Genomic DNA, 25,948 nt, shown 5'->3' with positions numbered 1-25,948 from the left:
CCATGTGACAGGCTTTCCCTTACTCCCCCTCCTTATCTGAGTCTTACCGCGTCCGGCGGCGGCTGATCCGTGCGACTCTTGAACAGCGTCAGGAAATAACTCTTCTGGCCATCCTGCGTGCGCTTTAGTGCGGCGCGATAGGTGACGCCCTCGATCACCAAGTAGATCAAGCGACCCGGTTTGTCGGGTAGTTGGTACACTTGACCATCGTCCAGGAGTTGCTGCACACGGCGGTAGTCCTCTAGGCCTATCTCAGGGTGGCGTTCGCGATGAGTGCGCAAGCTCTGCTGCGAGAGCAGCACCACCGGAGACTCCGCGCCCAGCACCTGACGTTCCACCGGTGGCACGACCGCAATCGGATACTCCCCTTGGATCTCGCCATTGAAGAACCGACTGAACAGCGACGCTTCGACCAACTGGCCGACGTGCTGCCGGGCGATGGTCGCTTCGACGCTATCCAGCCGGTTCAGCCGGGCGGCGATCACGCGCTCGGCGGCGGTCTGGCCCGGTGCGTAATCAAAGCCGGGTTGCACGCCGTTTGGCACTGTCAGCACTTCGCCGGTGGCGTTATCGATGTGCTCATAGGTGCCGCCGCGGGGTGCGCTATCCGGCTCGCTCTTGCCCAGCCGTTCCAGCCCGCGCTGGTTCAGCGTCTCGACGCCGCAGTTGCAGCCAAAGCCGTTGGGCGGGTAATGGGTTTGCCACCAGGGGTCATCGGCGCGTAGCACCAGGTTGTTCCAGCGTTGGTGCTGCTGGCGTGGGTTCTCGACGGTGTTATGAACGTAGCGCCAGTACGGTCGCAGGCGCATGACGTCCGGGTCGGTCATCTGCGCCCAGCGGCCGGCGGCGTAGGATGTATCGAGGTTGGTCTTGTAGATGAGCCGGGTACGCCAGGCGCGCCCGGCTTGGGTGCCTTCGCCGGTCCAGCCTGTCCAGCCGCGCTTGGTGACGATCTCATTAAACTGGCTTCTGAACTCGCCCAGGCTCTGGCCGCTGCTAATCGCGCCATCGACCGCGCCGCGAAGATCCGCGAGCAGATCCGCTTTGGTCGCACCGGCTACGACAAAGGCGGCGTCGTTCTGGTCGCGGGTAATCTGCCCGGCGCGGGTAGTGGGCAGGTTCAGCTTGTTACGAAAGAACTCGGTTTGCTCGGTAAACGGGCGGTTGAACTCGGCGCTAATCGGCATTGCCGGTTTCCTCATCGGCCGTGGCACGGCCTGCTAGATCGGCAGCCTCAAAGGCGATGGCCATCACGTCGGCCAGCTCGTTCTCGTCCAGATCATCGAAGGCGGTGGCAATCAACTCTTGCAGCTGCTCCAGGCTTTCGGCCTGATCGGCTAGCTGCTGCACCTGGTTAACCCAACCGTCGATAACTGGCTGTGCCTGGCCGTCGAGCTGCTCGAGCGTGGCATCACGGTAGTAGCTGGGCTGGCCGGGTTGTGTGGGTGCCTGGCGAAGCGCAGCGACGGGTTGGCTGTTGCGTGCCAAACGCAGCGCACCGAAGGGGCTTGGCGCTGCCTTTGGCATAAGCACGTCTTCGCCTTCCTGGGCCTTGGGGATGCCGGATTTCTCGTGGAACCACCAGCTAGGGATCTTCGCACCCATATCGACAAAGGTAGGCAATGACTTCGATAGGCGTTCGAGATCCTCGGTTTCGCCAGTATCCAGGTAGAAGCGTGGCGCACGTTGGGGCTTATCAATGCCGTAGTTGAGCGCTGCCATGGGCCACAGTATTTGTTTGCCGATGCTGCCCGCGTACTGGCGCACGTCGGAGCGGATCAGGCTGGTCTGGCCGCGCTCATGCACGTTGCCCAAGGCGTTGGTGTTCGTGCCTTCGCCGGTGCCGCTGGTGAGCGTGCCACCCAAAATCGCCTTGGCTTTGGCGCGCTCGCACCAATTCATCATCACTTGGTAGATATCCGATGACGAGCCCTTGCCAGCGGCCTCCATGAACTCGACACCCATGCCCTCGGGGATGATGCCCGCCGCGTTCTGGCCCAGCGTGACGACGGCACGCAGTAACGTGGCTTTCTCTTTCTCGGTCGCGTTTTTGGGGTATTTACCGATACGCGCGGGCATGCCGTAGATCTCGAGCAGTTGTGCCAAGTCGCCAAGGGCGTAGTTCTGGAACAGGTAAGGCCACGCCAACATACGGTGCAGGCCCATGCGCGCCACGTAGCCACTCTTGGCGCGGTGACGGTGCGGCACCCAGCCCAACGGCCAAAGCTCCGCACCGGTGGCACTGTTGTCGCGCAGGGTGATCAGGTTCTGGTCATCCGGGTGGAGCCGGAACCAGGAGTGCGGGCGCAGCGTGGGCTGCTCGATATAGCGCAGCGCGCCATCGCGGTTCCAGGACAGTTCGAGATTGGCCCAGCCGTGGCCGATGCCGGTACCCAGATCGAGGATAAGGTCTTCGACTTCCAGCCCGCTGAACACCTCGGCCGCGTGCTCGGCCGCTTTCTTCTCGCGGGCATCCGCGCCGTCCGGTGGGACGATCTGCCATTCCAACTCAGCGGCAAGCTGGCGTCGCTTGCCCAGGTCCGCGCCGATCTGGGCGTCTTTTTCTTCCATGTCGTCGAAGAGGGCGCTTTGTGATGTCAGGTCGCCTTGCTCGGCGGCTTCGAGGATCTGGTAGAGCCGCGCTGGCGTGAGCCCCTTGGTCGGGTGCTCGGCAAACTCGCGCTTGAGCTGGCCGATGCGGGCGTCGTTGGTCTGTTGCTCTTTCAGGGCTGGCGCGTTGCCCCTGACAAGGTTGCGCCGATATTTCGCTGCGGGGCTTACCATGCGCCGCCTCCTATTCCAAAGCCGTGCGTGTCAATGTCGTCGCTGTTGTCGTCCTGGCGGGTGCCAGGCGGGGGCGCGGGGGTGAAGTCGATGGGCGCTACGTCCATCAGGCTGGCGTAGTACGCCATGGCCAGCGCAATCGCGGCATCGCCGTGACGGTCTTTACTGTCGCCGGTTTTGGCATCGGGCAGCTTGGGCACGCCTTTGATCACTTGCAGGGCGCGCAGGTCATCCACGACCTGGCTATCACGCGGCAGGGTGATTTGCTCATCCTCGAATGCGGCTTTGAAGGGCGGCATGTTATTCAGGTACCAGCTCTGCGAGAGCATCACGACATCAATGATGCTGCCGTAGCGCTCGGCGGCCTGCTCGGCCAGGTACTGGCCATTGCCGCGACCGTCCAGCGCACCGCCTTGTAAGCGTGGCAGGCGGTCGACGATGAAGAACAGCACTTGTTCTTGCTGCTTGAACGGCACGTTGCGCAGCTCGACCAGAAACGGCACCGCGCGCACGAGCTGCGCCGTGATGGCCATGGGGGCGATCACGGTCAAGTCGCCGCTACGCCCGAAGTCTTCGCCGAAGCAGTGGGCCAGCCTCGAGTCGAGCGCCTCGAGCAGCGGTAGCAGATGCTCGTTACACCAGGCGCTGATTTCCAGTGCCCGGTAGTGCTCCGGTACCGCGTTGAACTCGGCGCTGCCTTCGAAGCGGATCACCGGGGCGTTGACCATACGCGCCTCGATCATGGCGCGGGAGAGGTAAGCCCCGCCGCCCGCTTTGGGCACGCAGTAGTACTCCTCGAGCGCGTCTTCGCGGGTAGCGGTGTCCTTTAGAAGATTGGCCTTCCACTCCTTTTCCGCTTCTGGCGTCCAGACTTTGCCACGCACCTGGCAGATCCGCTGGTAAAGCCCTTGCTCGCAGGCATCGTCCAATGTGATGCGGTGAACGCTGTAGCGCTTCTTGCCCGCGCGGCTGTCCTGTATCAGCTCATTGAAGATGTTCTCGACGCCGTTATGAGTGCTGATCAAGCGCACCTTGGCGCCCCACATGGTGAGGGCCAGCGCAGCCTTGAGCACTTCGGCGAGCTGCTCATGGAACGCCGCTTCGTCGATGGTGACGTTCCCCTGGCGGCCACGCATGTTGCTGGGGCGCGAGCTAAGCGCCTGGATCTTGAAGCCGCTGGCGAAGTGAATGTTGAAGGTGAGGATGTCTTTATCCTCGTCTTGGTACAGCTCTTCCTGAATGTGCGAGGCTGCGCGATTGAACGCCTTGGCCCACATGGCGCAGGCATCGATAAACTCGATGGCCATGTCCTTGTTGGAGCCCACATAGAAGTGGTTGGTACCACCGGCAGCTTTGGCACTGCTGGCCGTGAGCACGCCGTCGGCAGCTTCGCCCCAGGTCAAGCCGGTACGGCGGCTTTTCTCAGCGATCTTGAGGTCAGAGGTGTCTTCGATCCACGCCTTCTGGTAGGGCAGCAGAACGGATTCGGGGAGTGCGGCGGTCATTTGTTCATGACCCCGCGGATGACGGCGGCTACGACAATGGCGAAACTGAGGCTATCACCGGCTTTAACGATAGCCTGTGCGATGGTGAGTTCATCCATCAGGCAATCCCCAAAATGTCGCGCTTGATCGAGTCGATCGCTTCGCGACTCATGCCTTGGGTCGCCATGCTGCTCTCGGCTTTTTCTGCGGCTTCTTTTGCTACTTCCACACGCAACTCCTTGGCCCACTTCTTCTGGCTAAGCGAGACGCGGCCAATATCCGCCAGGGCTTTGGTGACGCTGCCCAACTGCTTGGCGGCCTTGGCCGGGTCTTCCTCGGCTTTACGCATGGCGATAGAGATACGCAGCAACTGGTCCTGCACGATCCGGGCGGTAGCATCGATCAGGTGGCCGCTTTCGTCTTCGCCATCGTTTGCCATGGCGCGGGCCAACTCGGTGGTCTTGCGCACATCGCCCATGGCTTCCTCGAACTCCTCCTGAAGATCCTGCCCATAGCGATGCACTGAGCTTTTCGAGACGTTATACCCGCGCTCGCCCAGCCAACCGGCTAACGCTTCGTAGCCCTGAAAGCCGCTGCTGACCAGGCGCTCGTTGAGTTCTTCGCGCACGCCTTGGGGCAAATCGAACACTTTATTACGCGGCGGCATAGTTAAGCTCCCGGCCGGGGGCGGGCAACACCGGGCACCTGTGCCAAACCTTCCGCGATATCCTGCCCACGACTGGTGAGCGTCATGACCCAGCCAGCGCGGGGCTGCTGGGTGATGATCAATCCCTGTTCATCCAACCAGGCCAAGTCGCCGTGCAGGCGGTCGCGGCTAACGTGATGGGCGTAGGCGCCTTTTAGTTCATCGTTGAGTGAGTACTCATTGGTGGTGAACTGATTGCGGCGGGCGAGAATGCGCAGAATGCCCAGGCGGCGCCCCTCGGTTTCGAAGTCTTGAAAGCTCACGTCTTTCCCCCTGAGCGGTTCAATAGGTAGTCATTCATGCGACCCACTTGCTGTGCCGTGGCTTTTTGGCTGGCGCTGATCTCGGCGAGGAGCACGTTGGTTTGCGACATCTGCTCTTGCAACTTGGTGAGATCGGCGTGATCAGGCAGGCGCTCTACGGTGTGCTCTAATTTCACTACCTGTCTCTCAACGCCATCGATACGATCGTTCGTCGACTTGATAGCCGTTTGGCTGGCGCGGTGCTTATTGAGCCAGTAGACATAGACCGCCACCACACCCGTGAACAGTGCTTGCAGCAGGTCAAAGAGCAGTTTCGCGCCTGCCCAGTTGATAAGCTCCATGGTGGATGTTCCCTTCTTTTATTAGCGGCTAATGCGCGTGGCCACGGCATCCATGAACCCAGTGGGGCGCTGGCCAGCGGCGACTTGTTTATCTTTGGACCGGCACGTCGCGTTCACTCCCAGCATGGCGAGTGCGATACCCCACATCGGCGTTAACGCGGTAATAGCCTGAGCGACGATGCCGGCGTGCTCCGGGCTGGCAACGATCGACCAGGCGATGGCCACCCCTTGGATCACCCACGCCAAGGCGGTCAGGTACCCAAACGTGGGTCGCCACCTTCGAACGAACGGATCACAACTGGCCGCCTCGGCGCGCATGGTCTGGTTCACCTCGGTCAGGCGGGCGCTTTCGGCTTCCAGTATCATGCGGGTGAGGGTTTGCTCATGCTCGTTTTCGAGCCGTTGAAGTTTGAGAGTCGCGTCGGGGTCGCCAAGCGCTTGCTTGACGGCCTCGGGGGTGGCCTTCACGCCCAAGGCGCGGGCGGCGAGCGTACCCACCGCGCCACCCGCTTGCCCGCCTAATGCGCTACCCAGCAGGGGTGCCATACCGCCAACGGTTTCAGCTACATCACGCCACTGCATGGTTAACCCGGCCAGCGGGCGGGGCCGCTTGTGCGTGTATCGACGTGGGTGAAGGTGTTGTACCGGCCCACGCTAGCGTTCGGATGTTTTTGCTCAACGTAGCTGGCGACGGTTGCCGGATCGATGCCCTGTACGCGAATATCCGCCGCGCGGCCGAACACGTGCTGGCTAGCAGAAGCACCGCCTACGCGGCGGTTGTAGGTGGCACACCGGCAGCCGCTGTTGATGATGACGGGCTGGTCGAAGTGGGTTCTGATGTCCTCGAGCAGCATGAGGGTTTCGAGGTCGACGGTGTCGAAGCCGCAGCCGCATTTGCAGGCGAATTCGCTACGTCGGAAATGGGTAGAAAGATCGTTACGGGGCACGGTGAGACCTCATTGCGGTTAAGCGAGAGTGCAGTGAGGTTCAGGTTAGGGGGATCGCGCGGGACGGCGGGAATCAAGCGGTTTAGGAGTTTTCACATCTCAGAAAGCAAACAACCCGCCGGAGCGGGTTTGTTGGATGCAAAGCTTGGTAGCGCAGCTATTACATCTGCAACTCGGTCATTGTGTTGATGTACTGCATGTTCTCCATAAGCTGGGAAACGGTCCGCTGGTGCATGGATCGATCGACTGAATCAGCGCCGCCGTATGCACTTTTACCCTCACTCGCTACTCGGTTATTGAATTGAGTATATAGCGCCATATGGTTTTCCATGTGATTGTAAAAGCGCTCACAGCGCTGACCGTATTCACTTTGTATCTCTACACGGCATTGTCGTGCCAAGTCGGCAGCAACTTCGGTCGATACCTTATATTGCGAGAAGGTTACGCTGCTATCTGCCACTACGGTGGCAGTTATAAGTAGACCAGCTATTACCATTAACGTTTTCATCGCTTTTATCTGCCCTTCGCCTTAAGTTCGGCTGCTTTATACCATTTTCCGAATGCCGCGATCTCAGACTTACCCAGTTTTTCGATCACAAGCCCTCTAAATTCGCCAGTAGCCTGATACAGGAGCTCCCCGATCTTCACCACCCAGACGTTAAGCTCTTCCTGCCCAACCTTAGTGACATAGCGTTGTGGTTCACGCATACCGCCCCCTTACTGCTGTCTTGTTTTAATTTAGCTTAGCCTTTTGCCGTGCCACTAAACAAGTCGCTTTGCATACGCGCTCGTGCCAATTTTCGCTGCTCTGCGATGATGCTGTAGATCTGCGCTTCGGTTAGCCCGTAGTCTTCAACCAGCTGCGCGATGTTATCGCCACTATGGCGCTCCCAAATTTCCCGGTCGCGCAGGGCGCGGTCGAGCTGGCGCCCTTGTGGCACGTACAAACTACGGCCACCGGCGAAGCCACTAATGGCCCGCACGGCGGCAAACGCTCGGCGGCGGGCTGTCTTCATATCGTCACCGCCACGCACGTAGGCGGCCTCGATCACCGTCAGCATGTCGCTCAGGCCTTGGGGCCATTTCTTGAGGATCTCCGGGTCGAGGTAGTCCAACGCATCGCCGGGCACATCGAAGCCCAGGTCGAAGTTGTCGTCATGCGAGGTCATTGGGGTACCGTCCTTGCCGTTTGGCGTCGATGATCAGCCCGGTCATCAGGCGGTGTAGCTGGTCATCGTCCAGCCAATCCACCCGCTCGACACCGAACATGCGTTTCGCGATGCCATCGGCGTACGCCCAAGGCCGCTCGGCATGGGTCAACATCGCTTCGATCTTACTCATCACGTTCTGGCGTGTGCGCGGCGGGCGGGGTGCTTTGCGGCCCGCTTTCTTGGTCGGCTTGGGCTCGAAGCCCAGCCTCCGGAACTCGTGCATCACCGCGCCCACGGTGCGATTCGTGAGCTCTTTGGCACTGCTAACACCTGCGGTGCGGGCCAGAATCGCGCGGTATTCGTCATCGCCAAGGCCCAACTGAGACTTGGCGATATGGATCTGGGCGAGTTTGCCTTTGCTGATCATGACGCCACCTCGTCACTCTTCAACTCCAGGTCGGGAAAGTGCTTCTTGAGATGGGCCACCGCCGAACCTTCGGTGCCAAAAGTAGGAACGACCCCAATCACATGGGGCGTTACCATCCGGTCGGCTTCTTTTTTGCCAAATGCCCGCTTGAACTGTGCATAGTGCTTTTTGGGATGCGGCGCGCGCTTCAGGGGTCGCCAAAAACGCCCTTCGGGATGCACGGGCTCGCCATCTTTGGTATCAGTCCACTGGCCTTTGATAACGCCGTCCACGTAGACGCTAACGAAAATTTTCTTGCCGTCATGGGCCTTCACCAGATTCAGCGTGTAGCCATCTGCCAGCAGCTCCACCGAGTCACCCAGGTGCGCCAAGCGCGCCTTGATCTCTTTCCACTTGTCCATTGCTCACCTCCAGCTGCTCATCAGTGCCGGGCCACCACGCCCGGCAGACGCCCGACTCAAAGAGCCGGGCGTTTCGCGTTAGTGAAGGGTGGTCTTGCTGGTGTCCTCCAACGCTTCTCTGATGGCCATCATCCCGAGCAGTGCGAGCTTGCCGGCTTGCTGCGTTTTCAGCTCGCCATCGGATTGACCGTCGTACCCGGCTTTCACGGTGAAGCCGCCTTGCTCGTTCGGCTCGATGGTGATGATGGCTGTGTTGGTCGCTTTGGCTTGTTCACTCATGCGGCACCCCGCTGGTGGGTAATGTGATAGCGGTACTGGATGCCCGACATCGGGTCGGAAGCGCGCAGGTAATCGTTCACCACGTTAACCTTCGGGCCGTAGACCTTGCGGGCTACGAATAGCGCGGCTTGGCGGTGAGTGATGCCGGTAGCACGTTGGCCGCGCAGGGTAGCCACAAAGCCACCGATCGCAGGGCTGACGCGGATGGAGGACGTTTTAGCAATCGTGGTCATGTCTCACACCCCCGCCATATCAAGACTGATGGGCTGGTACTGGTCGGTACTGCCAACGCGCTCATAGATGCGGATGTAGCTCTTGGAGCCGGTAACCTGCACGGCGTCAGAGATCGCATCCATCGCTTTGAGCCAGCGCTGGTCCTGAATATTCAGGCGACGTAGGCCCAACACTTGACCGGTGCGGATGTTGCCCGCTTGGTCGACCCGGAAGGCGTCTTGAACGATGGTGGCCACCTCCGGCCGCGCGCCGGTGGTCCAGTCGCGCAGGCACTCTTCGATCAGCCCTTTGGCGGCCTGCAAGCGCTCATCAAACGTGATGGTTTCGGAGATCGCGCGCAGCACCTTGTACTTGCCGCAGAAGCTGACGAGCTGCACGTTGCCTTTCTTGCCGCCGATCTGGACGTCGTACTCTTGGGCGCTGGTTTGAATAAGTGCCTCGATCTCGCTGAACACATCCGCTTTGAAATCGCGGAGCTGGTCACGTAGCTCGGTGGCGCGGTCGGCGATCGAGCGCACCAGCTCGTCGCGGAGCTGGTCCACTTCCTTGATCTGCTCGAGCGGGATCAGGCGGCCCTTGGCGTCCATGCGGAAGCCTTCGGGAATCTGTTGGGTTTCGGTAGCGGGGGTGTTCATCCTTGGGCTCCTTTACGGGCGAAGTTGGCCGTGTGGCGGTTTCGAGGTTCGTGGCGGTGGTGGTGCAGGGGTTCGACATAGGCGCCATTACGCTGGCGGATCGCCTGGTTGTTCCCCAGCCCGATCAACAGCTCTTCCCAAGCGGCATACTCGACTGGCTCGGTAGGCGTCTCTTCCGGCGCTGTTGGTGCCAGGCCGGTATCCCAGCGCTGCCAGATTTTTAGCACCGCTTTTTGTTGGGCAGGCAGCAGGGGCTCGGGCTCCAACGCTGCCCGCTCGGCCGTGACCGGGTTGGCCAGGTACTGCGCCAGGTTGAAGCCGTGGCGACTGAGCCGCAGGCGCACGAATCGGTCGGCGAAGTACTCCAGCTCGCTATCGCTGTAAGTAGTCATGAGTGATCCCCTTTGTTGTTGACGCCCTTGAGTAGATCTCCCAGTCGCCTGGGAGCGTTTTGCTTCTCATCGGCTTTATCGTGCTGCGGGCGCGGCTGGGTAACGGGCGCTTGCCGTGCCGCCAGGCGCTGGTGTTCGGCGAGTACGTCATCGGTGGAGCGCTCGCGCACCGCGCTGGAAGGCGTACGGTTTGCAGGTTGTTTGGCACCGCTGCGCGCCGCTTCTTCACGTTGTTTTTCCGCTTCACCGGCGTGGCGGTCGGCTACGTTGGCCACCACCTCGAACAAATAGCCGTGGCCGTTGAGCGGCAGGTTGCTGGGTGGGCGCTCCAAGAGCTGATCAAGGGCAACCATCCAGACTTTTAAAGAGGCATTGCGAGTAACGCCCTTGCGCTCGATTACTTCGCTGGTGATCGCGTCTTTCAGCTCGGCCAATAACCGGGCGCTTTTAGCGCTGGCCAGCGCCCGCGACTTGGGCCGAAACAGGCCCAGATAGCGCACGATGCGGCTGCTCAGCAGCGCGGGCATTTCGAGTGCCACGGCCAGTGCCTGGTTGTGTTCACCCTGGGTGACGAAGGCGGCCATGTCGCCGGTCATGCCGCATTCGGGGCAGGTGGCTTTAAGTGTCATGCTTGGCCCTCCACTTGGTTGATGACGGCCTGCAGTTCGCGCTGGAGTTCGCGGGCCATCTCGGCGCTCAGGTGCAGATGAAGCGGACGCTCGAGGGGCTCGCCGTTCAGCACCAGGCTCAGCCTGTTGTGGGGATAGTTGCCCGGTCGAAGTACGGCGGTAGCGGTGTAGAGTTGGCGACGATCGTCGACCAGCAGCACGCCCGCCGGCGGCGCCGGGAACAGCTCGATGATGTTGGTGCTCATGATTCGTCTCCCTGCGTGCAGGTGGGGTGGTAGGGGCACTGCTGGCAGCGGCGCCACTGGTGCATGGCCATGGGGTTGTGGGTCGGTGCGGGCCGGGCGCGGTACTCACGGCACTGCTCGACGCTGACTTTCATTGCCAGCGCCGGGCACTCCAATCCGTCGAGCGCCTCCAGTACGCGGCGCTCGATCCCGGCCGTCGAGGGGCTGGGGTAGCGGTTCGCCAGTGCCAAAGACACCGCCGAACGGGATATCCCAATGCGCTCTCCGGCCAGCTTGCGGTTGGTCGCACGCACTTCATCGGCAAGCAGCACGATCCAGCGGGGTGGCTCGGCACCCCAGTTGGTGATGTCCACGGTGGTGCGGCGTCGTGCGTTCATGGCTCACCCCCTTCGGTTTTGGTCACGCGGGAGTAGATGACGGTGCCGGTGTTCGGGTCGTACATCTCCTTGGTGCGGCGGATCTGCGGCGCCATGGGGCCGGTCCAGCGGCCCGGCGCCAAACGGTAGCGTGCTGCTCGACCAGGCTGCGCCGGAGAAACGATGGAGAGATAGTCGGCATGGGCCAGCATGACGCAGTATTCGTTGGCGGTTGTCGTGGCCACACTGGCCTGGGGCGTGCTGGCGGCCTCGGCTAATGAGGCGGCGCTGAACTCGCCGATGATCTTCATGGTGCGCCACATCTGTTCGCGGCCCGGCGGCGGTGAGACCTTGCCACTACGCATCACGCGCGGGGCCTCAGCGCCCACATCGTTGACGAGCCGGTACTCGGCTTCCGTGCCGGGGCGAGCATCACCATTAATGCGCTCCAGAAAGCGCCCCGCCAGTAGCGCGCGGACGGTCTCGGAGACATGCGACTTCGTCAGTGGCTTATCGCGCGATGCCTGATGTTGAATGTTGCTCTGCGTGATCGATTGGCCTTTCGCCGTCAGGGTGCGGATCACCTCCCATACCCGCTGGCGGCTGGGAATATCGGCACCGGATAGAGTGGACACACGCTGTTTGGGTGCTGTTGGCATCGTTACCCCCTCCGCGCCGGCGGCTGGCCGGTATGGATTTCACGGTCTCCCCACTCGTTCATGCTCACCGTTTGCCAGCCGTTGGCCACGGCTTCGGAGTGAACCCGGTAGAGGTTCACGGCCACCCGGCGCAGGCAGCCGGCTACGGTGGTATTGATGTGCTCGAGCAGGTCGAGGTCGATCTCGATATCCGGGTAGGACTTGTCGGCCAGGGCGCGAACGTCTTCCAGCGTGGCGGCCTGAGCGGGTACCCATTCCAAAACGCGGTTATGCAAACGCTCCAACCGGCGGCGCATGGCGCTGGGCACCTGCTCTTCACCGATCATGATGATCGTGCCTTGGCTCGCCTCGAACAGGTCGGTCACGATGTTGGCCGCACTCTTCTCGATGATGTACTGCACGTCGTCGATGATCAGGGGCCGGCCGGAGCGGGAGAGCTGCTCGGCGACCTGGTCGAGCATGTCGTTCAGTGTCTTCAGGGGGGAGATCCCCATTTCGCGCAGCATCGCGGTTACGAACGCTTTCTTTGTGAAGCTCTCGCGGCACTGCACGTAGTAGGCGCGGTGCAGGTTGGCAGCGTAGGCCGCGGCCAGGCTCTTGCCGTAACCGCTGGGGCCGTACATGACGACCAGCCCTGGTAGGCCTTGCGGGCGGTTGGCGGCCCCCGCCACGGCGGCGGTGAGCAAGCCCACATTGGTCAGTGGTACAATCGCGTTGACACTCATAGTTCTTCCTTACGGCTAGTGTGTTGTGGGCCGAGTGCTTACTTGGCCCAGGGATTGCGGACGGGTGGCCGCCCGTCCGCTTCCATCGCGTCTGCGACGGATTTCAAAGTGGGGTTGTTGCGGTAGATGCCGTGCCAGCGCTGCGCCTCTTCCGGCACCGCCTCGCCGTTTTTCAGTTTTGCATCCAGCTTGTTCCACTCCCGCCAGCGGGATACCGAGTCGTGCGGGATCTGGAAGCGTTGGGTGTCGGCTTCCAACTGCTTAAGCTGACTCATGGCGTTCGCGATCTTGCGCTCCTGATGCGCGGGGTTGGCGGCGGGGGCAGGTTCGAGCACGCGGATTTCGACGTCCTTTCCGGTCACCGTCCGGGCTTTCTGAACCATGCGGTTGAGCTGGCCCTTCTCGCGCTTCTCGCGTCCCTTCTCGACCTCTGCCACCGGCATTGCCGGGGTGGCGTTGCCGTTCAACACGGCCTCACCGATCTGCTCGCCTTCCAGCGTGAACACACCGACCTGGCCCACATCGCGGTAGTCCCAGGCCACGCGCACTTCTTCGCCGTGGAAGTCGACCAGTTCACGCAGGAAGTAGATGCCGGAGTTGACGCGCACTTCGCCCCGATGGGTTTTGCGTACCAGTTGCGGGCGCATCAACGAAGTCACGACGCCAGCCGGCGCGGTGATGGCTTCGAAACCGCTGGCCTCGGCGCTCTTCCAGGCTTCCATCGGGCTCTGGTGGCGCATCAGGCCGGTCTCGATATCGCGAACCCTGGATAGGCTGCGGTGCGGCCGGTAGTTGTAGGCGTCCAGCGCATCGTTGAGCTGGTCGTAAAACTCCTGAAAGGTGGGCAGTTGAGCGGGTTTCAAACCCTGCTTGATGGCTCGGCGGCTCAGCTTGTGAGCCTTCGTGCCGGCTTCCTTGTCCATGTCCGCGCCGATGTAGCTGTCCATGGTCTTGGCCAGCCGTACCAGAATCGTCTTGTGAGCACGCTCGATCACGCCGCGCGCTTGCGAGCCGTAGGGCAACGAGTGCTTCATCTGCCCACCCAGCCGGTCGACCACTTCGCGGATGGTGTCGTTGGCAAAGCCCGAGCCGTTATCCACGTAGAAGGTGCCGAACATGCCAGCGCGGCTGACCGAGTAGCGCAGCGCGTCCAGCGTGGCCAGGGTCGACTCTGCCAGGTTGAGCGCGAAACCGACGATCCGACGCGTGGCCCAGTCGATGATCAGGGTGACTTCGGGGCGGAACGCTTGGCCGGTCTCCGGGTTGATCACTTCCGCATCGAAGGTGTGGCCATCCGCGACCCAGATATCATTGGGCCAAAGCTCGTCGGCACTACGGCGCACGAAGGCTTGTAGCGACTTGCCGGCATGCGGTCCCATCCGTCCACGCTCCCGCGCCTCCGGGCTCAGCTTCGCCAGCCACCGGCGCACCTGATGGATGCTCGGGTGTGGCGGCTCGGTCTGTTCCACCAGCATCTGGTACGCCGCTTCGACCGAAGGCTTCTGCGGTTTCTGGTAGCGCTTGAGAAAGTCGCCTGCCCAATCGGGCACGCTCATGTCCGCCTTACGCCGCTTGGGTGCCAGACCACGCTCGCCGTGTTTTTTGAAATCCGCGATCCAGCGCTTGAGGGTGCGTTCGCTGAGCGTGCGAGTGTCGGTCTTGCGGTCGTTGGCCAGCACCACGCGTTGGTTCAGGTAGAGCGATAGATCGCCTAGCCGGGCGTGCTCGATCAGCGTTTCAATGGCGCGCTGCTGGCTGACCATGCGGCTCATGCGCTCGATCTCGCGAACGAAGGCGACACGAGCGGTCATCACCTGGCGCTGGGCGTCGGTCAACTGCTGCTGGCAGGGGCGTGAATCATCCGTTACCACGCCGGTGTTCGAAGAACGAGTCGACTGTGCTGTAGGTTCTGTCTGCTCAACGCTCTTCAGTAATAGAGCGTTCTGAGTTTCAGCGGGGAGTACGGCATAAGCGTATTCGGTGGCCTTACTGCCCAAGCGCTGCTGGCCTTCCCAGCCTTGCCGCTCGGCAGCTTTCTTAACGCCGCGCTCGCTACCTGGCATGCCCGGCAATCCGGCCAGCTCTTTAGCGCAGTACCAGTTCATTCTTGTTCACCCATCAGCTTCTTAAGCTTGCGCAGATCCGCGTTTACGCGATCCTGGATACGTGAAAGCTTTCCGTATTCAGCCGCGAGCGCTTCATGCCCGTAAGCGACGCGACCACCGCGCAGGTGAACGATCCAATCGGTAAAAGCGTGGCTTTGGCACACCTCTTCCAAAAGCGGAATGCGATAGAACGGAATGTTGTGATCGGCGCGGGCGGGCGAGCTCCAGGCATCCAGCATGTGCTTGGAAACGTCGTCTCCGCTCAGGCGGCTCATCTGCGCGGCCACTTCATAGCGATCCGCTGGGGAGCTTTTGAGAACGACACCTACCAGCTCACTCACTTGACTGGCGTAGTTGCCGCTACCGGGGGCGGGAACTACCGGCGTCGGCACTTCGAAGATGTCTAGCGTTAAGTCGTCTTTGACACGTCGCATGACTAAGCCTCCGCCGTCATTTGACGATGCGCTATAACGTTAGAAACGTTATCCTTTACACGAAACGTGTTATCCCGTGCCTCTGCGCGATTTGGGCGATTACGACAAGGTGTGCCGTCATGGTTCCAGCGTTCAGGCCAGATAGTAGCCGGCTGGAGCTCCAATGCATCGGCAATCGCCCTTTCCATACGCGGATAGGGCGTACGTTTGACGGCAACTAGTGTGCCAAGCTCTACGCCCAAGCGACGGGCAATTTCGGCAAGCGTTAAACCGCGAGTACGGATTTGGTATTTGATCCATTCCCAGCGGGCGGCTGGGTTGGTAGGTATGTCCAGTTTCATAGCGTCACTCCGTGGCGTTTTTTCTGGCTGTCTAACCCTCACATGTGAGTAAACATATCTCAGAAGTGAGAGCTATGCAAACCAAGTGCAGCAGTTCTTTTTCTATTCTGAGAGCATTGAGTCTCAAATGAGAGGATTTTTATATGAAATCATTGGCTTAGAGAGAATCAGAACTGATGGAAGAAGACTCGACACCAGTTCCGATTCTCGGTAATGCAATCGGAACTCGCATTTCTGAGATGGCGGACAAGATAGGAAGTCGAAAGCTGGCAGCGGAAGCGGCCGGAGTGTCGTCTGCGACTTTTTACAGATGGCTGAACGGCGATTCCCCTCCCGTTTTTGCAGGGGTTGCTAAGCTGGCAAATGCGGCAGGTGTATCGCTCGACTGGGTTGCCTCTGGCGAGGAGACGGTAGTTGTTGGGGCCAAGCCTGCGGATGCCCAAGAGGCAGTGCTTGGTATGGAGGATTACGCTTTCGTACCTCTTTACGACGCTCAGTGCAGCGCGGGTGATGGTGCCTGGAACGAAAACTGCCGCGTGTTGACGCATATTTCGTTCACGCGCTACTCACTGCGCAAGCATGGCCTGACACCGGACCACCTTTCGGCGATTCGTATCGACGGCGATAGCATGGAGCCGGTGCTGCATAGCGGCGACACAGTATTGATCGATCACACCAGGACAACGATTGAGGGCGAGGGAATCTACATTCTGCGGCTGGATGGGCATTTGTACGCCAAGCGGCTACAGCGAAATTTCGACGGTGTAAGCGTCATCAGCGCCAACAGCGCATACCGTGAGGTAGTCGTGCCTCGTGACCGCTTGCATGAGCTGGAGATCGTTGGCCGTGCGGTATGGTCAGCAGGATGGCTCTAGACCAGTGCCAAATAGCGCATAAAAAAACGCCGCTTCCCAAAGGAAACGGCGTTTTTCTATTTGCGGGGTACTTGGCACAAATGGTGTCTAAATTCATGGCGCTATATACTAGGGTTTGGCACGTAAGTTTATGAATCTAGGCGGCTAAATCTTCGCGTTGCATCCCACGTTATCCCTCTTTGTCGTTTATAGTCCCACATTCGGCCGTTGTGCCATATCTACTGCTAACCCACAGCCGCGCAGGCAGCTTAGAAAATCTCGCGCTAAGGCTTTAGATGCTATTAGACGTTCGCTGCCGCGCAGGCAGCTTAGAAACGATCCAGAATCACTACTCGACCCACCGGTATGTTCGCTGCCGCGCAGGCAGCTTAGAAAGTCGAACGTGAGCGCCGCGCCCCGGTCGTAAACGTTCGCTGCCGCGCAGGCAGCTTAGAAAGTGTGGCGGCGTCTTGTGCCGGGTTCTGGCGGGTTCGCTGCCGCGCAGGCAGCTTAGAAAAGAGAAAGCAATCAAGGCCAACTTCAAGAACCGTTCGCTGCCGCGCAGGCAGCTTAGAAAACAGTATGACTCAGGCAGAATTTGATAGATGGGTTCGCTGCCGCGCAGGCAGCTTAGAAAAGTTGTTTGAAGATGCGCTCAAGCTCGGCATCGTTCGCTGCCGCGCAGGCAGCTTAGAAATCGCCCATTTCGGCCATGTTGAATAGCGTGGAGTTCGCTGCCGCGCAGGCAGCTTAGAAATGGGTGACCTGCCCACCACGCAATTTTCACCGGTTCGCTGCCGCGCAGGCAGCTTAGAAATCGCCGGCGGATGATTATCTAGAGGGCGAGCTGTTCGCTGCCGCGCAGGCAGCTTAGAAATTTGCACTACCCGAACCCCTGCCCGACTTCACGTTCGCTGCCGCGCAGGCAGCTTAGAAAAGACACACACGCGGAAACCCCGCCGGATGCAGGTTCGCTGCCGCGCAGGCAGCTTAGAAACAGCTCATGCGGCGGGGCTTGATGTGTGCGGGGTTCGCTGCCGCGCAGGCAGCTTAGAAAGACGCTGAGATCGATCGCTTGATTCGCGAAGTGTTCGCTGCCGCGCAGGCAGCTTAGAAAGAAGAAAAACAACAGGAAACGAAAGCAGCGGCGTTCGCTGCCGCGCAGGCAGCTTAGAAATGTTCGGCAGCAAAACTAACCCTCGCCTAAATGTTCGCTGCCGCGCAGGCAGCTTAGAAATCGCCGCGACCCATATTGAGTTGCAGAGGTACGTTCGCTGCCGCGCAGGCAGCTTAGAAATTGGGGTCGATCTCGTTGTAGTAGGCTTTAGGGTTCGCTGCCGCGCAGGCAGCTTAGAAACTCGGCGCGGCATATGTATGCTGGGTTTCCATGTTCGCTGCCGCGCAGGCAGCTTAGAAAAAACGAACCGACGCCCTCGAACGTCTGCCCGTGTTCGCTGCCGCGCAGGCAGCTTAGAAAGAAACCCACACCAGATCATTACCGTTGTAAGAGTTCGCTGCCGCGCAGGCAGCTTAGAAATGGATATTCAGCGAAGGCAGATCCACGCGCACGTTCGCTGCCGCGCAGGCAGCTTAGAAAGCGCGGAAATATTCGAGATTCGAGTCCACAAGGTTCGCTGCCGCGCAGGCAGCTTAGAAAAGCCGGCTAAACCTGCAGTTCGACCAGACCGCGTTCGCTGCCGTGCAGGCAGCTTAGAAATGATCCAGGACTTGTCGATCATGGACAAGCAAGTTCGCTGCCGTGCAGGCAGCTTAGAAAAGCACCACCGCGATATGCTCGCTGATGGTCTGGTTCGCTGCCGTGCAGGCAGCTTAGAAAAGGGTGGCGTCAGGTGTAACGAAGGTGTCGTTGTTCGCTGCCGCGCAGGCAGTTCAGAGTATGGGTATAAAAGGAACGATTAGGTGTTTGGTTCAGAAAGTGCGCGGCCAGCGCTGCGGCGCTGGCCAAAGCGTGAACCGCCTTACGCGGCTAGCATTAAACCTTCTGCGTGGCGGCGGTAGGCGGCGGCGAGGCGGGTGTCGTAGTCGTTCGCGGCGTAGTTGGGTCCGTTGTAGCGGCGGGCGAAGTCGACCCAATCGTGACGGCGGAGCGCGGCGTGAATTGCGCTGTCCGCTTCAATGAAGCGCACGAAGGCGTCCAGCTGGTGGGATTCGTAGATCCCCATGCTGGTGGCGAAGTGCTCGGCGGAGTCGTATCCAAGGAGTTCCCAGTGAAAGCCCATGATCTGAAATAACCCCCAACTCGCGGATTCGATAGACGCGGCGCTGTGGATATTTCCGGCGCGATCACGGCGGTCGTGCTCCAGGTAGCCGCCGATATAACCGCCCGCGCTCGTATTCACGATATCGGGTTGGGCACGTTGGTGAGGCGCCGGGTCGATACCGTGGTGTTGCAGTCGGCGGTGCATGATGTGGCGTTCGAACAAAATGATCGGCTGGCCGTCGCGAGGCCCGCCACTATGAAAGCCTTGCCCTCGGCTTTCCACTTCGTTGACGGCCAAAATGGCGGCGAGCTCGACCCCCAGCCGGTCAGCCGCCTCGACCAGGTCGCGCTGACCGAGCATACGGTTATTGTGCTGGCCATGCAGGGCGGCGCGGGTCTTGGGGCCGGCGATGCCGTCCGCCACCAGGCCTTTTGCGAGCTGATAGCGGCGAACGGCGCGTTCGGTTTCAGGGCCATAGTGCCCGTCAACGCTGATGGCGTAACCGGCAGTATTGAGCTCGCGCTGTAGCGCGGTGACACTGGGGCCAATGGATCCATTGCGTAGCAACATGATAGAGCCTCCATAGGGGGCGCAGAGGGTGAGCGGCCTTGTCGGCAGTGCTAAAAGGCGCTCAAGTAATCTTAGCCCCTATGGCGGGATAGCGAACGGTGTCGCGCCAAAAAAGACGCCGGTGGCCACGGGCGACACCTGAGTATTTTGTAGCCTGTCCCCTGAAAAAAGGGGACAGAAGAAGGGCGCTGAGGTGCGGCAGTGGCATCGTTTGGCGGTCGAAAAGATAGCTCGTGCCGTGGGATGGGGACGACGTTGCCAAGAGAAGAGGAGTTGGCGTTAACGCCTGTTTCGACGCACCAAAGTGACCATCAGCGCCAGAATAAAACAGGCCACCGCCGGCATCAGTACATCGAGTATGGAACCCAGGTGCCAGCCGGTGTACACGCCTTCGAACATGCCCACCGGCTGGGTTTGGCCCCACTCCCAGCCGCGCTGAATGGCCAGGCGATACTCGTGCTGGGCGATTTCGCGGCCCAGGAACACCGCCACGGCCAGCGAGCCGGACACCCAAAGGGTGACCCGGGGGAGCAGGGCGAGCAGGAGTTGAACGCCCAGGGCAATGACCACGTGTTCCAACTGACTCATGTCCATAGCGTATCCGTTGCGGCCGGTGGTAAGGGGCCAATCAAAACGGCCGCCCAAGGGCGGCCGCATAGGGTGGTTTAGTGAAACCGGGGTAAGAGCTTGTGAGCGGCGGTATCGAAAAAGCGCGCCATCCGGTCGATCAAGCTCGAGATATACGAGTTGCACAGAATCCAGGGCAGTACCACCAGCACGATGGCAAGCGCTCCGAAGTAGACATCGCTCACCCAGTGGCCACCCACCAGAATACGTGGCAGGGTCACGAAGATAGCCAGCGCCACGGAAAGCGAGGCGATCAGGCGGTCGGCGAAGCGCAGCATGAAGCTGGCGAACACCATGGCCAGCACCCCGTGGTCGCTCGGGAAGCTGTTGGAGGCGGTTGCCTTGGCGTTCAGGTAGGTGTAGTTGTTGAGAATGTTGACGTCGTCGTGCCACACCGTGGGGCTGGGGCGGGCGGCGAGTAGATCCATGTGCAGCATTTCACCCAGCAGCGCCCCCACCGCCGACATGATCAGGCCGATCGCCAGCCACTTGGGCCAGCTGCCGTTCTTGTCGCGCACCATGGCAAAGAACAGCATGATCACCAGTATGCCAAACATCACCTTGTCGAAGGCGCGGGTGTTGAGCAGCGCCATGGTCTCGACCCAGCGCGGGTAGACCGGGCTTACGAACTGGTTGAAGAAGAAAAAGACGTCATCGTCCAGCTTGGTCCAAAAAAGGACCGACGGCAGCCACCAGCTGGCGATCAGGGCAAACCCCAGGAAGTTGTAAAAAAGAATGCGGCGAGTGTGCATGGCAATACCCATATTGCGGCTTATGGTTCAGGGCATAGTTTAGTTGCTTAGCCTGTTAATGAACAGTGTTTCGTAATCTGTGCGTCATGGTTAACCCCTCACTTTTCGGGCTCATCAGCGGCGATGGCATTGGCCACGGTGGTGCGGGCGTGTTCGAGTACCGAGCTCCACTCCTCGGGCGTGGGGTCGGCAAAGCCCAGACCACGCAGCAGAAAGAGCCCTTCGATTGCAAGCACCGCCTGGCGGATGTCTTTACTGGCGGTATCGTCGCCGTCGAACAGCTCTAAAATGGTGCGGTAATACTCTCGTGCCGGGCGCGATTTCTCTGGCGAATGCAGCAGAGCTGTCATCAGAAAGGCGGAGCGGCGAATGAGCCGGTCGTCTTCGGTCAGCGCCTCATCGAGATAGGCGAGCAGGCGTTTGTGGCTATGTTGCCAATCGCTGCCTGCCCGGGTTTTGACGGCGCCATGCACGCGCTCGATCTCGCGCTGCAGGACCGCGGCCACCAGGTCGTCCTTGGTCGCGAAGCTGTAGACCAGGCCCCCTTTGCTGATACCGGCGCGCTCGGCCACGGCGTCGAGGGTGAACTGGCGCCCGGCGCTTTCCATGATGATGGCATCGGCGGCGTCCAGAATGCGCTCGAGGGAAATCTCTTTCTTGCGTGCCATGGGCCTCCCGGTCTTCGTCGATCAGTGAACACTGGCAGTTTACCTTATCCCCGCTGGCTCGCGCTGAACGCCTTGCCATGTCGTCGGTATTTTTCGTTGCACCGAGTTGATCGATTGCGTCAAAAAAGCGCACTTTTATTTTCCGACTGGTCAGTCATAATCTGTCTTTTTTCGTGAGCGCTTCATGAGCGCCGCATTCATACACGTCAAAAGGTACAGAGCCATGGCGCTATCCAGACGCAGTTTTCTCTTGTCCGCCGGTACCGGTATCGCCGGCGGCGTGTTGGGCGGTTTTTTAGGCGCGACCTACGGCGCCCGCCCAGGCTGGCGTCTGGAATCGCAGATCCCCCGGGCGGAAGGCGTGGCGACCTCGGACACCTTGCCCGCCCAGGCCGATGTGGTGGTGATCGGTGGCGGTATCGCCGGGCTTTCCACAGCGCTGTTTCTCAACCAGAAAGGGCTCAGTACGGTGGTGCTCGAAAAGGGTGTGGTGGCGGGGGAGCAGTCCAGCCGTGCCTTCGGTTGGGTCTACTCCAATAGCTGGGATTTGGGCAAGCTGGAGCTTGCCAACCGCTCGAAGGCAATCTGGCAAGGCTTTGCCGAGCGCTTTGGTGAGGACATTGGTTTTCGCCAGACAGGCAACTACTCGCTGCTGGCCACCGACGACGAGGTGAGTGCAAGCCATGACTGGCTTGACCAGGCGCGGGAGATTCAGCCGCAGACCGATGCGCGGCTGGTGACGGGTAGCGAACTCGGCCGGCTGCTGCCCCAGGGCGCCGGGCAATACAAGGCGGTGCTTCACCAGGCCAGCGACGGCACCGCCGAGCCGCGCTATTCGGTCTCGCGCATTGCGCGCGGGGCGATGAATGAGGGTGTGCAGATCGTTTCCCCTTGTGCGGCGCGCACCATCGACCGCCAGGGCGGTAGAGTCGTCGGCGTGCATACCGAGCAGGGTTACATCAAGGCCTCCCAGGTCGTGCTGGCCGGCGGCGCCTGGTCGTCGCTGTTTGCTGGTAACCTGGGCGTTCATCTACCGCAGCTCACCATCGCCTCGTCCATGCAGCGTTTGAGCCCCATCGACAACGCCTTGCCCGGCGCCGGTTACGGCCCTGACTTCGCCTGGCGTCAGATGGACACCGGCGAAACCGCCGTGGGTGTATCGACCAACGTCGCGCCCATCACCACCGACAGCTTCCGCATGCTGCTGGACTTCTTGCCGGCGCTGAAGCACTCCGGCGATCTGCTCAAGGTACGCCTGTCGAGCGACTTCTTCGCCTCGCTCAACATGGCCTCCAAATGGTCTGCCGATGAGATCACGCCCTTCGAGCAGGTGCGCATGCTCTCGGGCAGCGTGGATGAAGACGAGGTGAACACGGCTTTGGCCAACCTGCGCCGCGCCTACCCGCAGTACGAAAACGCCCAGGTGCGCGAGCGCTGGGCGGGTATGATCGACGCCACGCCCGACTCCACCCAGGTGATTTCAGACGTACCGGATAACGACGGGCTCTTCGTCATCACTGGTTTCTCCGGCAACGGCCTCACCACCGCGCCGGCTTCCGGGGAAATGCTCGCCGAGATGATTGCCGGCGAAAAAACCACCTGTGACCCGTCGATCTACCGCTTCAGCCGCTTTACCGACGGCTCGGAGTACGTGTTCCGCCACTGATAGGGTGTTGAGACCCTAAAACGCCAGCGCCACCCGAGAAGGTGGCGCTGGCGTTTAGCGATGATGCTCAAGACTTGAAGCACTTCTGCGTTAGAGCGCCTCGATCTTCGCCTTCTGCTCTATTAGCAGTTTTTTGGCGGACTGGAACTCGGCAAGCTTCCCGCGCTCTTTATCGATCACGGCGGCCGGGGCCTTGGCGGTGAAGCTTTCGTTGGAAAGCTTCTTCTCGACGCCGCCGATCAGCTTGTCCTGCTTGTCGATCTCCTTGTTCAAGCGCGCAAGCTCGGCGTCCTTATCGATGAGATCCGCCATGGGCACCAGCACTTCCATATCACCGACCAGCTGGGTGGCGCTAAGCGGGGCATCGTCCGGGTTGGCAAGCCAGGTCACGCTTTCGAGCTTGGCAAGTTTGGAGAGGAACAGGCGGTTGTTCTCCAGGCGCTCGGCGTCTGTCGGCTGGCCCTTGGTCAGCAGTACGTCCAGCGGCTTGCCCGGGGCGATGTTCATCTCGGCGCGGATGTTACGCACGGCGACGATCACGCCTTTGAGCCACTCGATATCGCGGCTCGCCTGCTCGTCGATCTGGGCATCAACCGCCTGGGGCCAGGGCTGGTTCATGATCGAGGCGTCCTGACCCGGGTAGCGCCCGGCAAGCGGGGCGACGCGCTGCCAAATCTCTTCAGAGATATAAGGCATCATCGGGTGGGCCAGCCGCAGGATGGTTTCCAGCACGCGTACCAGGGTGCGACGGGTGCCGCGTTTGGCTTCAGCGGACGCATTTTCGTCCCACAGCACCGGCTTGGAGAGCTCCAGGTACCAGTCGCAGTACTCGTTCCAGACGAACTCGTAAAGCGCCTGGGAGGCGTGATCAAAACGATACTCCTCCATCGCTTTGGTGACTTGGGCCTCGGTTTTTTGCAGCTGCGAGATGATCCAGCGATCCGCCAGCGAGAGTGTCACCGCCTCGTCATCGGTGCCGCAGTCTTCGCCTTCGGCATTCATCAGCACGTAGCGCGAGGCGTTCCACAGCTTGTTGCAGAAGTTGCGGTAGCCGTCCAGGCGGTTCATGTCGAACTTGATGTCGCGCCCGGTGGTCGCTTGCGACAAGAACGTGAAGCGCAGCGCATCGGTGCCGTGGGGCTCGATGCCGTCCTTGAATTCGTCCCTGGTCGCCTTGGCAATCGCCTTGGCTTTCTTGGGCTGCATCATGTTGCCGGTCCGCTTGTCGAGAAGCGCGTCCAGGCTGATGCCGTCGATCAGGTCGATCGGGTCGAGTACGTTGCCCTTGGACTTGGACATCTTCTGGCCCTGGCCGTCGCGAACCAGGCCATGCACGTACACGGTCTTGAAGGGCACCTGGTCGGTGAACTTCAGCGTCATCATGATCATCCGGGCAACCCAGAAGAAGATGATGTCGAAGCCGGTGACCAGCACGCTGGTCGGGTGGAAGGTCTCGAGCTCCGGGGTCTTTTCCGGCCAGCCCAGGGTGCCGAAGGTCCAAAGGCCCGAGCTAAACCAGGTGTCGAGTACGTCCTCGTCCTGGGTGAGCGTGACATCGCTACCCAGGCCGTGCTTTTCCCGGGCCTCGGCTTCAGTGCGCGCAACGAAGACGTTGCCTTGTTCGTCGTACCAGGCGGGAATGCGGTGGCCCCACCAGAGCTGGCGCGAGATGCACCAGTCCTGCAGGTCGCGCATCCAGGCGAAGTACATGTTCTCGTAGTTCTTGGGCACGAACTGAATATCGCCGTTCTCGACTGCCGCGATCGCGGGCTTGGCGAGCTGGTCGACGGCCACGAACCACTGATCGGTCAAAAGCGGCTCGATGACGTCACCGGAGCGGTCGCCATAGGGCAGCGTGTTGTTGACCGCCTCCACCTCGAGTAGCAGGCCGAGCGCGTCCATGTCGTCGACGATCTGCTGGCGCGCCTCGAACCGGCCCAGGCCTGCGTACTTCGCGGGCAGGGTGGCGTCTTCTTCCGGCTGGGGCTGGCCCTTGAGGTCGAAGATTTCGGCGCGCTCGAGAATCGTGGCGTCTTTCGAGAAGACGTTGATCAACAGATGATTCTGGCGCTTGCCGACTTCGTAGTCGTTGAAGTCGTGGGCCGGGGTGATCTTCACACAGCCCGAGCCTTTCTCCATGTCCGCGTGCTCATCAGCGACGATGGGAATGCGCCGGCCGACCAGCGGCAGCTCGATGAATTTGCCGACCAGTGAGGCGTAACGTTCGTCTTCCGGGTTCACCGCCACGCCGGTATCGCCCAAAAGGGTTTCCGGGCGGGTGGTGGCGACGACGACGTGATCCTTGCCGTCCGCGGTTTTAACGCCGTCGGCCAGCGGGTAGCGGAAATGCCAGAAGCTGCCTTGCTGCTCTTTGTTCTCCACTTCCAGATCGGAAATCGCGGTGTGCAGCGTCGGGTCCCAGTTGACCAGGCGCTTACCGCGGTAGATCAGATTGTCCTCATGCAGGCGCACGAATACTTCCTGCACCGCCTTGTAGAAGCCGTCGTCCATGGTGAAGCGCTCGCGGGACCAGTCCACACTGGCGCCCATGCGGCGAAGCTGGCGGGTAATGTGGCCGCCGGACTCTTCCTTCCACTCCCAGATCTTGTCCGTGAACGCCTCGCGCCCCAATTCGTGGCGCGTTTTGCCTTCTTCCGCGGCCACCTTGCGCTCCACCAGCATTTGGGTGGCGATCCCCGCGTGGTCGGTGCCGACCTGCCAGAGCGTGTTGTTACCCTGCATCCGCTTCCAGCGCGTCAGGGTATCCATAATGGTGTCCTGGAAGGCGTGACCCATGTGGAGGCTTCCGGTCACGTTGGGCGGCGGAATCATGATGGAGAAGGGCGCACCGGTGCCTGACGGCGCGAAACGGTTGTCCGCCTCCCAGCGCGCGTACCAGCGGGTTTCGATCTGTTCGGGTTGGTAGGTCTTTTCCATGGAGTGACTCGCAAACGATGCTTTCCCGAGAGACGCCCGAGGCAAGCATGAAATTCATAAAGGGGGCGAAAAATGGCGGCTAGTATAGCGCGAACAGCCGCGACGCGTCAGGCG

31 protein-coding genes, 1 other RNA gene and 1 CRISPR repeat array are annotated in these 25,948 nt (G+C 60.7%); of the genes, 2 read left to right on the top strand and 30 right to left on the bottom strand.

Translation table 11 applies throughout. The features are described 5' to 3' along the window. Nucleotides 1–32 precede the first annotated feature (32 nt). The 25 genes from ACWHVV_RS14925 to ACWHVV_RS14805 form a co-directional block, all read right to left on the bottom strand. Complete coding sequence (locus ACWHVV_RS14925) at nucleotides 33–1,187, bottom strand: phage head morphogenesis protein (protein WP_447926939.1); 1,155 nt, start codon at nucleotides 1,185–1,187, stop codon at nucleotides 33–35. Beyond that, on the bottom strand, nucleotides 1,177–2,784 hold the full coding sequence (locus tag ACWHVV_RS14920) for a DUF935 domain-containing protein (protein WP_447926938.1): 1,608 nt from the start codon (nucleotides 2,782–2,784) through the stop codon (nucleotides 1,177–1,179). Before ACWHVV_RS14920 ends, ACWHVV_RS14925 begins: the two co-directional genes overlap by 11 nt. Beyond that, entirely contained in the window at nucleotides 2,778–4,289 is a 1,512-nt protein-coding gene (locus ACWHVV_RS14915) for a hypothetical protein (protein ID WP_447926937.1), read from the bottom strand. The genes ACWHVV_RS14920 and ACWHVV_RS14915 overlap by 7 nt, the downstream gene beginning before the upstream one ends. Nucleotides 4,290–4,386: 97 nt before the next feature. Then, on the bottom strand, nucleotides 4,387–4,935 hold the full coding sequence (locus ACWHVV_RS14910) for a DUF3486 family protein (RefSeq protein WP_447926936.1): 549 nt from the start codon (nucleotides 4,933–4,935) through the stop codon (nucleotides 4,387–4,389). A 2-nt stretch (nucleotides 4,936–4,937) separates the two neighbouring features. Next, nucleotides 4,938–5,237 carry a VpaChn25_0724 family phage protein gene (locus ACWHVV_RS14905; RefSeq protein ID WP_447926935.1) on the bottom strand — a complete coding sequence of 100 codons (300 nt, stop codon included), beginning with the start codon at nucleotides 5,235–5,237 and terminating at the stop codon, nucleotides 4,938–4,940. Next, nucleotides 5,234–5,578, bottom strand: coding sequence for a DUF2730 family protein (locus ACWHVV_RS14900; protein WP_447926934.1), 345 nt, complete (start codon nucleotides 5,576–5,578; stop codon nucleotides 5,234–5,236). Before ACWHVV_RS14900 ends, ACWHVV_RS14905 begins: the two co-directional genes overlap by 4 nt. Before the next feature lie 21 nt (nucleotides 5,579–5,599). Next, complete coding sequence (locus tag ACWHVV_RS14895) at nucleotides 5,600–6,160, bottom strand: 3TM-type holin (RefSeq protein WP_447926933.1); 561 nt, start codon at nucleotides 6,158–6,160, stop codon at nucleotides 5,600–5,602. A gap of 2 nt (nucleotides 6,161–6,162) precedes the next feature. Continuing rightward, on the bottom strand, nucleotides 6,163–6,525 hold the full coding sequence (locus tag ACWHVV_RS14890) for a D-Ala-D-Ala carboxypeptidase family metallohydrolase (RefSeq protein WP_447926932.1): 363 nt from the start codon (nucleotides 6,523–6,525) through the stop codon (nucleotides 6,163–6,165). Nucleotides 6,526–7,038: 513 nt separating this feature from the next. Next, a complete protein-coding gene (locus ACWHVV_RS14885; protein ID WP_447926931.1) occupies nucleotides 7,039–7,233 on the bottom strand; it encodes a hypothetical protein in 195 nt (64 codons plus the stop codon). A 35-nt stretch (nucleotides 7,234–7,268) separates the two neighbouring features. Further along, the gene (locus tag ACWHVV_RS14880; protein ID WP_447926930.1) at nucleotides 7,269–7,694 is read right to left on the bottom strand and encodes a Mor transcription activator family protein; all 426 of its coding nucleotides are present in this window, start codon (nucleotides 7,692–7,694) and stop codon (nucleotides 7,269–7,271) included. Beyond that, on the bottom strand, nucleotides 7,681–8,103 hold the full coding sequence (locus tag ACWHVV_RS14875) for a gp16 family protein (protein WP_447926929.1): 423 nt from the start codon (nucleotides 8,101–8,103) through the stop codon (nucleotides 7,681–7,683). Before ACWHVV_RS14875 ends, ACWHVV_RS14880 begins: the two co-directional genes overlap by 14 nt. Beyond that, nucleotides 8,100–8,504 (bottom strand): hypothetical protein, encoded by a 405-nt coding sequence (locus ACWHVV_RS14870; protein WP_447926928.1) that lies wholly within the window; start codon nucleotides 8,502–8,504, stop codon nucleotides 8,100–8,102. The genes ACWHVV_RS14875 and ACWHVV_RS14870 overlap by 4 nt, the downstream gene beginning before the upstream one ends. Nucleotides 8,505–8,511: 7 nt before the next feature. Further along, nucleotides 8,512–8,583: hammerhead ribozyme type II (locus tag ACWHVV_RS14865), an RNA gene on the bottom strand. Continuing rightward, nucleotides 8,583–8,783, bottom strand: coding sequence for a hypothetical protein (locus ACWHVV_RS14860; RefSeq protein WP_447926927.1), 201 nt, complete (start codon nucleotides 8,781–8,783; stop codon nucleotides 8,583–8,585). Before ACWHVV_RS14860 ends, ACWHVV_RS14865 begins: the two co-directional genes overlap by 1 nt. Then, nucleotides 8,780–9,016 carry a hypothetical protein gene (locus ACWHVV_RS14855; RefSeq protein ID WP_447926926.1) on the bottom strand — a complete coding sequence of 79 codons (237 nt, stop codon included), beginning with the start codon at nucleotides 9,014–9,016 and terminating at the stop codon, nucleotides 8,780–8,782. Before ACWHVV_RS14855 ends, ACWHVV_RS14860 begins: the two co-directional genes overlap by 4 nt. Nucleotides 9,017–9,019: 3 nt before the next feature. Continuing rightward, the gene (locus ACWHVV_RS14850; RefSeq protein ID WP_447926925.1) at nucleotides 9,020–9,652 is read right to left on the bottom strand and encodes a DUF3164 family protein; all 633 of its coding nucleotides are present in this window, start codon (nucleotides 9,650–9,652) and stop codon (nucleotides 9,020–9,022) included. Then, complete coding sequence (locus ACWHVV_RS14845) at nucleotides 9,649–10,044, bottom strand: hypothetical protein (RefSeq protein ID WP_447926924.1); 396 nt, start codon at nucleotides 10,042–10,044, stop codon at nucleotides 9,649–9,651. Before ACWHVV_RS14845 ends, ACWHVV_RS14850 begins: the two co-directional genes overlap by 4 nt. Then, entirely contained in the window at nucleotides 10,041–10,673 is a 633-nt protein-coding gene (locus ACWHVV_RS14840; protein WP_447926923.1) for a hypothetical protein, read from the bottom strand. Before ACWHVV_RS14840 ends, ACWHVV_RS14845 begins: the two co-directional genes overlap by 4 nt. Then, a complete protein-coding gene (locus tag ACWHVV_RS14835; RefSeq protein WP_447926922.1) occupies nucleotides 10,670–10,918 on the bottom strand; it encodes a hypothetical protein in 249 nt (82 codons plus the stop codon). The genes ACWHVV_RS14840 and ACWHVV_RS14835 overlap by 4 nt, the downstream gene beginning before the upstream one ends. After that, nucleotides 10,915–11,295: a hypothetical protein gene (locus tag ACWHVV_RS14830; RefSeq protein WP_447926921.1), complete on the bottom strand. Its 381-nt coding sequence runs from the start codon at nucleotides 11,293–11,295 to the stop codon at nucleotides 10,915–10,917. The genes ACWHVV_RS14835 and ACWHVV_RS14830 overlap by 4 nt, the downstream gene beginning before the upstream one ends. Beyond that, complete coding sequence (locus ACWHVV_RS14825; protein WP_447926920.1) at nucleotides 11,292–11,933, bottom strand: hypothetical protein; 642 nt, start codon at nucleotides 11,931–11,933, stop codon at nucleotides 11,292–11,294. Before ACWHVV_RS14825 ends, ACWHVV_RS14830 begins: the two co-directional genes overlap by 4 nt. A gap of 2 nt (nucleotides 11,934–11,935) precedes the next feature. Then, nucleotides 11,936–12,658, bottom strand: a complete 723-nt coding sequence (locus tag ACWHVV_RS14820) for an AAA family ATPase (RefSeq protein WP_447926919.1) — start codon at nucleotides 12,656–12,658, stop codon at nucleotides 11,936–11,938. A gap of 38 nt (nucleotides 12,659–12,696) precedes the next feature. Beyond that, the gene (locus ACWHVV_RS14815; protein WP_447926918.1) at nucleotides 12,697–14,763 is read right to left on the bottom strand and encodes a DNA-binding protein; all 2,067 of its coding nucleotides are present in this window, start codon (nucleotides 14,761–14,763) and stop codon (nucleotides 12,697–12,699) included. Then, nucleotides 14,760–15,197 carry a hypothetical protein gene (locus ACWHVV_RS14810; RefSeq protein ID WP_447926917.1) on the bottom strand — a complete coding sequence of 146 codons (438 nt, stop codon included), beginning with the start codon at nucleotides 15,195–15,197 and terminating at the stop codon, nucleotides 14,760–14,762. Before ACWHVV_RS14810 ends, ACWHVV_RS14815 begins: the two co-directional genes overlap by 4 nt. Before the next feature lie 2 nt (nucleotides 15,198–15,199). After that, a complete protein-coding gene (locus tag ACWHVV_RS14805; RefSeq protein WP_447926916.1) occupies nucleotides 15,200–15,538 on the bottom strand; it encodes a helix-turn-helix domain-containing protein in 339 nt (112 codons plus the stop codon). 176 nt (nucleotides 15,539–15,714) lie between these two features. Between ACWHVV_RS14805 and ACWHVV_RS14800 the strand changes: the two genes are divergently transcribed. Next, on the top strand, nucleotides 15,715–16,413 hold the full coding sequence (locus tag ACWHVV_RS14800; RefSeq protein WP_447926915.1) for an XRE family transcriptional regulator: 699 nt from the start codon (nucleotides 15,715–15,717) through the stop codon (nucleotides 16,411–16,413). A 227-nt stretch (nucleotides 16,414–16,640) separates the two neighbouring features. Next, nucleotides 16,641–18,289: direct repeats of the CRISPR family, unit length 28 nt; unit sequence GTTCGCTGCCGCGCAGGCAGCTTAGAAA. Nucleotides 18,290–18,371: 82 nt separating this feature from the next. On the opposite strand, the gene ACWHVV_RS14795 is transcribed toward ACWHVV_RS14800, so the two are convergent. The 4 genes from ACWHVV_RS14795 to ACWHVV_RS14780 all read right to left on the bottom strand — a co-directional run bounded on the left by ACWHVV_RS14795 (nucleotide 18,372) and on the right by ACWHVV_RS14780 (nucleotide 21,231). Continuing rightward, the gene (locus ACWHVV_RS14795) at nucleotides 18,372–19,184 is read right to left on the bottom strand and encodes an N-acetylmuramidase domain-containing protein (protein ID WP_447926914.1); all 813 of its coding nucleotides are present in this window, start codon (nucleotides 19,182–19,184) and stop codon (nucleotides 18,372–18,374) included. A 279-nt stretch (nucleotides 19,185–19,463) separates the two neighbouring features. Beyond that, nucleotides 19,464–19,772, bottom strand: a complete 309-nt coding sequence (locus ACWHVV_RS14790) for a hypothetical protein (RefSeq protein WP_447926913.1) — start codon at nucleotides 19,770–19,772, stop codon at nucleotides 19,464–19,466. A gap of 77 nt (nucleotides 19,773–19,849) precedes the next feature. Continuing rightward, nucleotides 19,850–20,563 carry a phosphatase PAP2 family protein gene (locus tag ACWHVV_RS14785; RefSeq protein WP_447926912.1) on the bottom strand — a complete coding sequence of 238 codons (714 nt, stop codon included), beginning with the start codon at nucleotides 20,561–20,563 and terminating at the stop codon, nucleotides 19,850–19,852. A gap of 98 nt (nucleotides 20,564–20,661) precedes the next feature. Next, entirely contained in the window at nucleotides 20,662–21,231 is a 570-nt protein-coding gene (locus tag ACWHVV_RS14780) for a TetR/AcrR family transcriptional regulator (RefSeq protein WP_447926911.1), read from the bottom strand. Between the two features lie 223 nt (nucleotides 21,232–21,454). Here ACWHVV_RS14780 and ACWHVV_RS14775 point away from each other — a divergent pair, with 223 nt between their 5' ends. Further along, a complete protein-coding gene (locus ACWHVV_RS14775) occupies nucleotides 21,455–22,897 on the top strand; it encodes an NAD(P)/FAD-dependent oxidoreductase (RefSeq protein WP_447926910.1) in 1,443 nt (480 codons plus the stop codon). Nucleotides 22,898–22,987: 90 nt separating this feature from the next. Here ACWHVV_RS14775 and ACWHVV_RS14770 read toward each other — a convergent pair whose 3' ends face one another. After that, the gene (locus ACWHVV_RS14770) at nucleotides 22,988–25,834 is read right to left on the bottom strand and encodes a valine--tRNA ligase (RefSeq protein WP_447926909.1); all 2,847 of its coding nucleotides are present in this window, start codon (nucleotides 25,832–25,834) and stop codon (nucleotides 22,988–22,990) included. Between the last annotated feature and the right edge of the window lie 114 nt (nucleotides 25,835–25,948).

This window comes from Vreelandella sp. EE27 (assembly GCF_968206495.1).
This window is presented reverse-complemented; position numbering and strand designations above follow the sequence as displayed.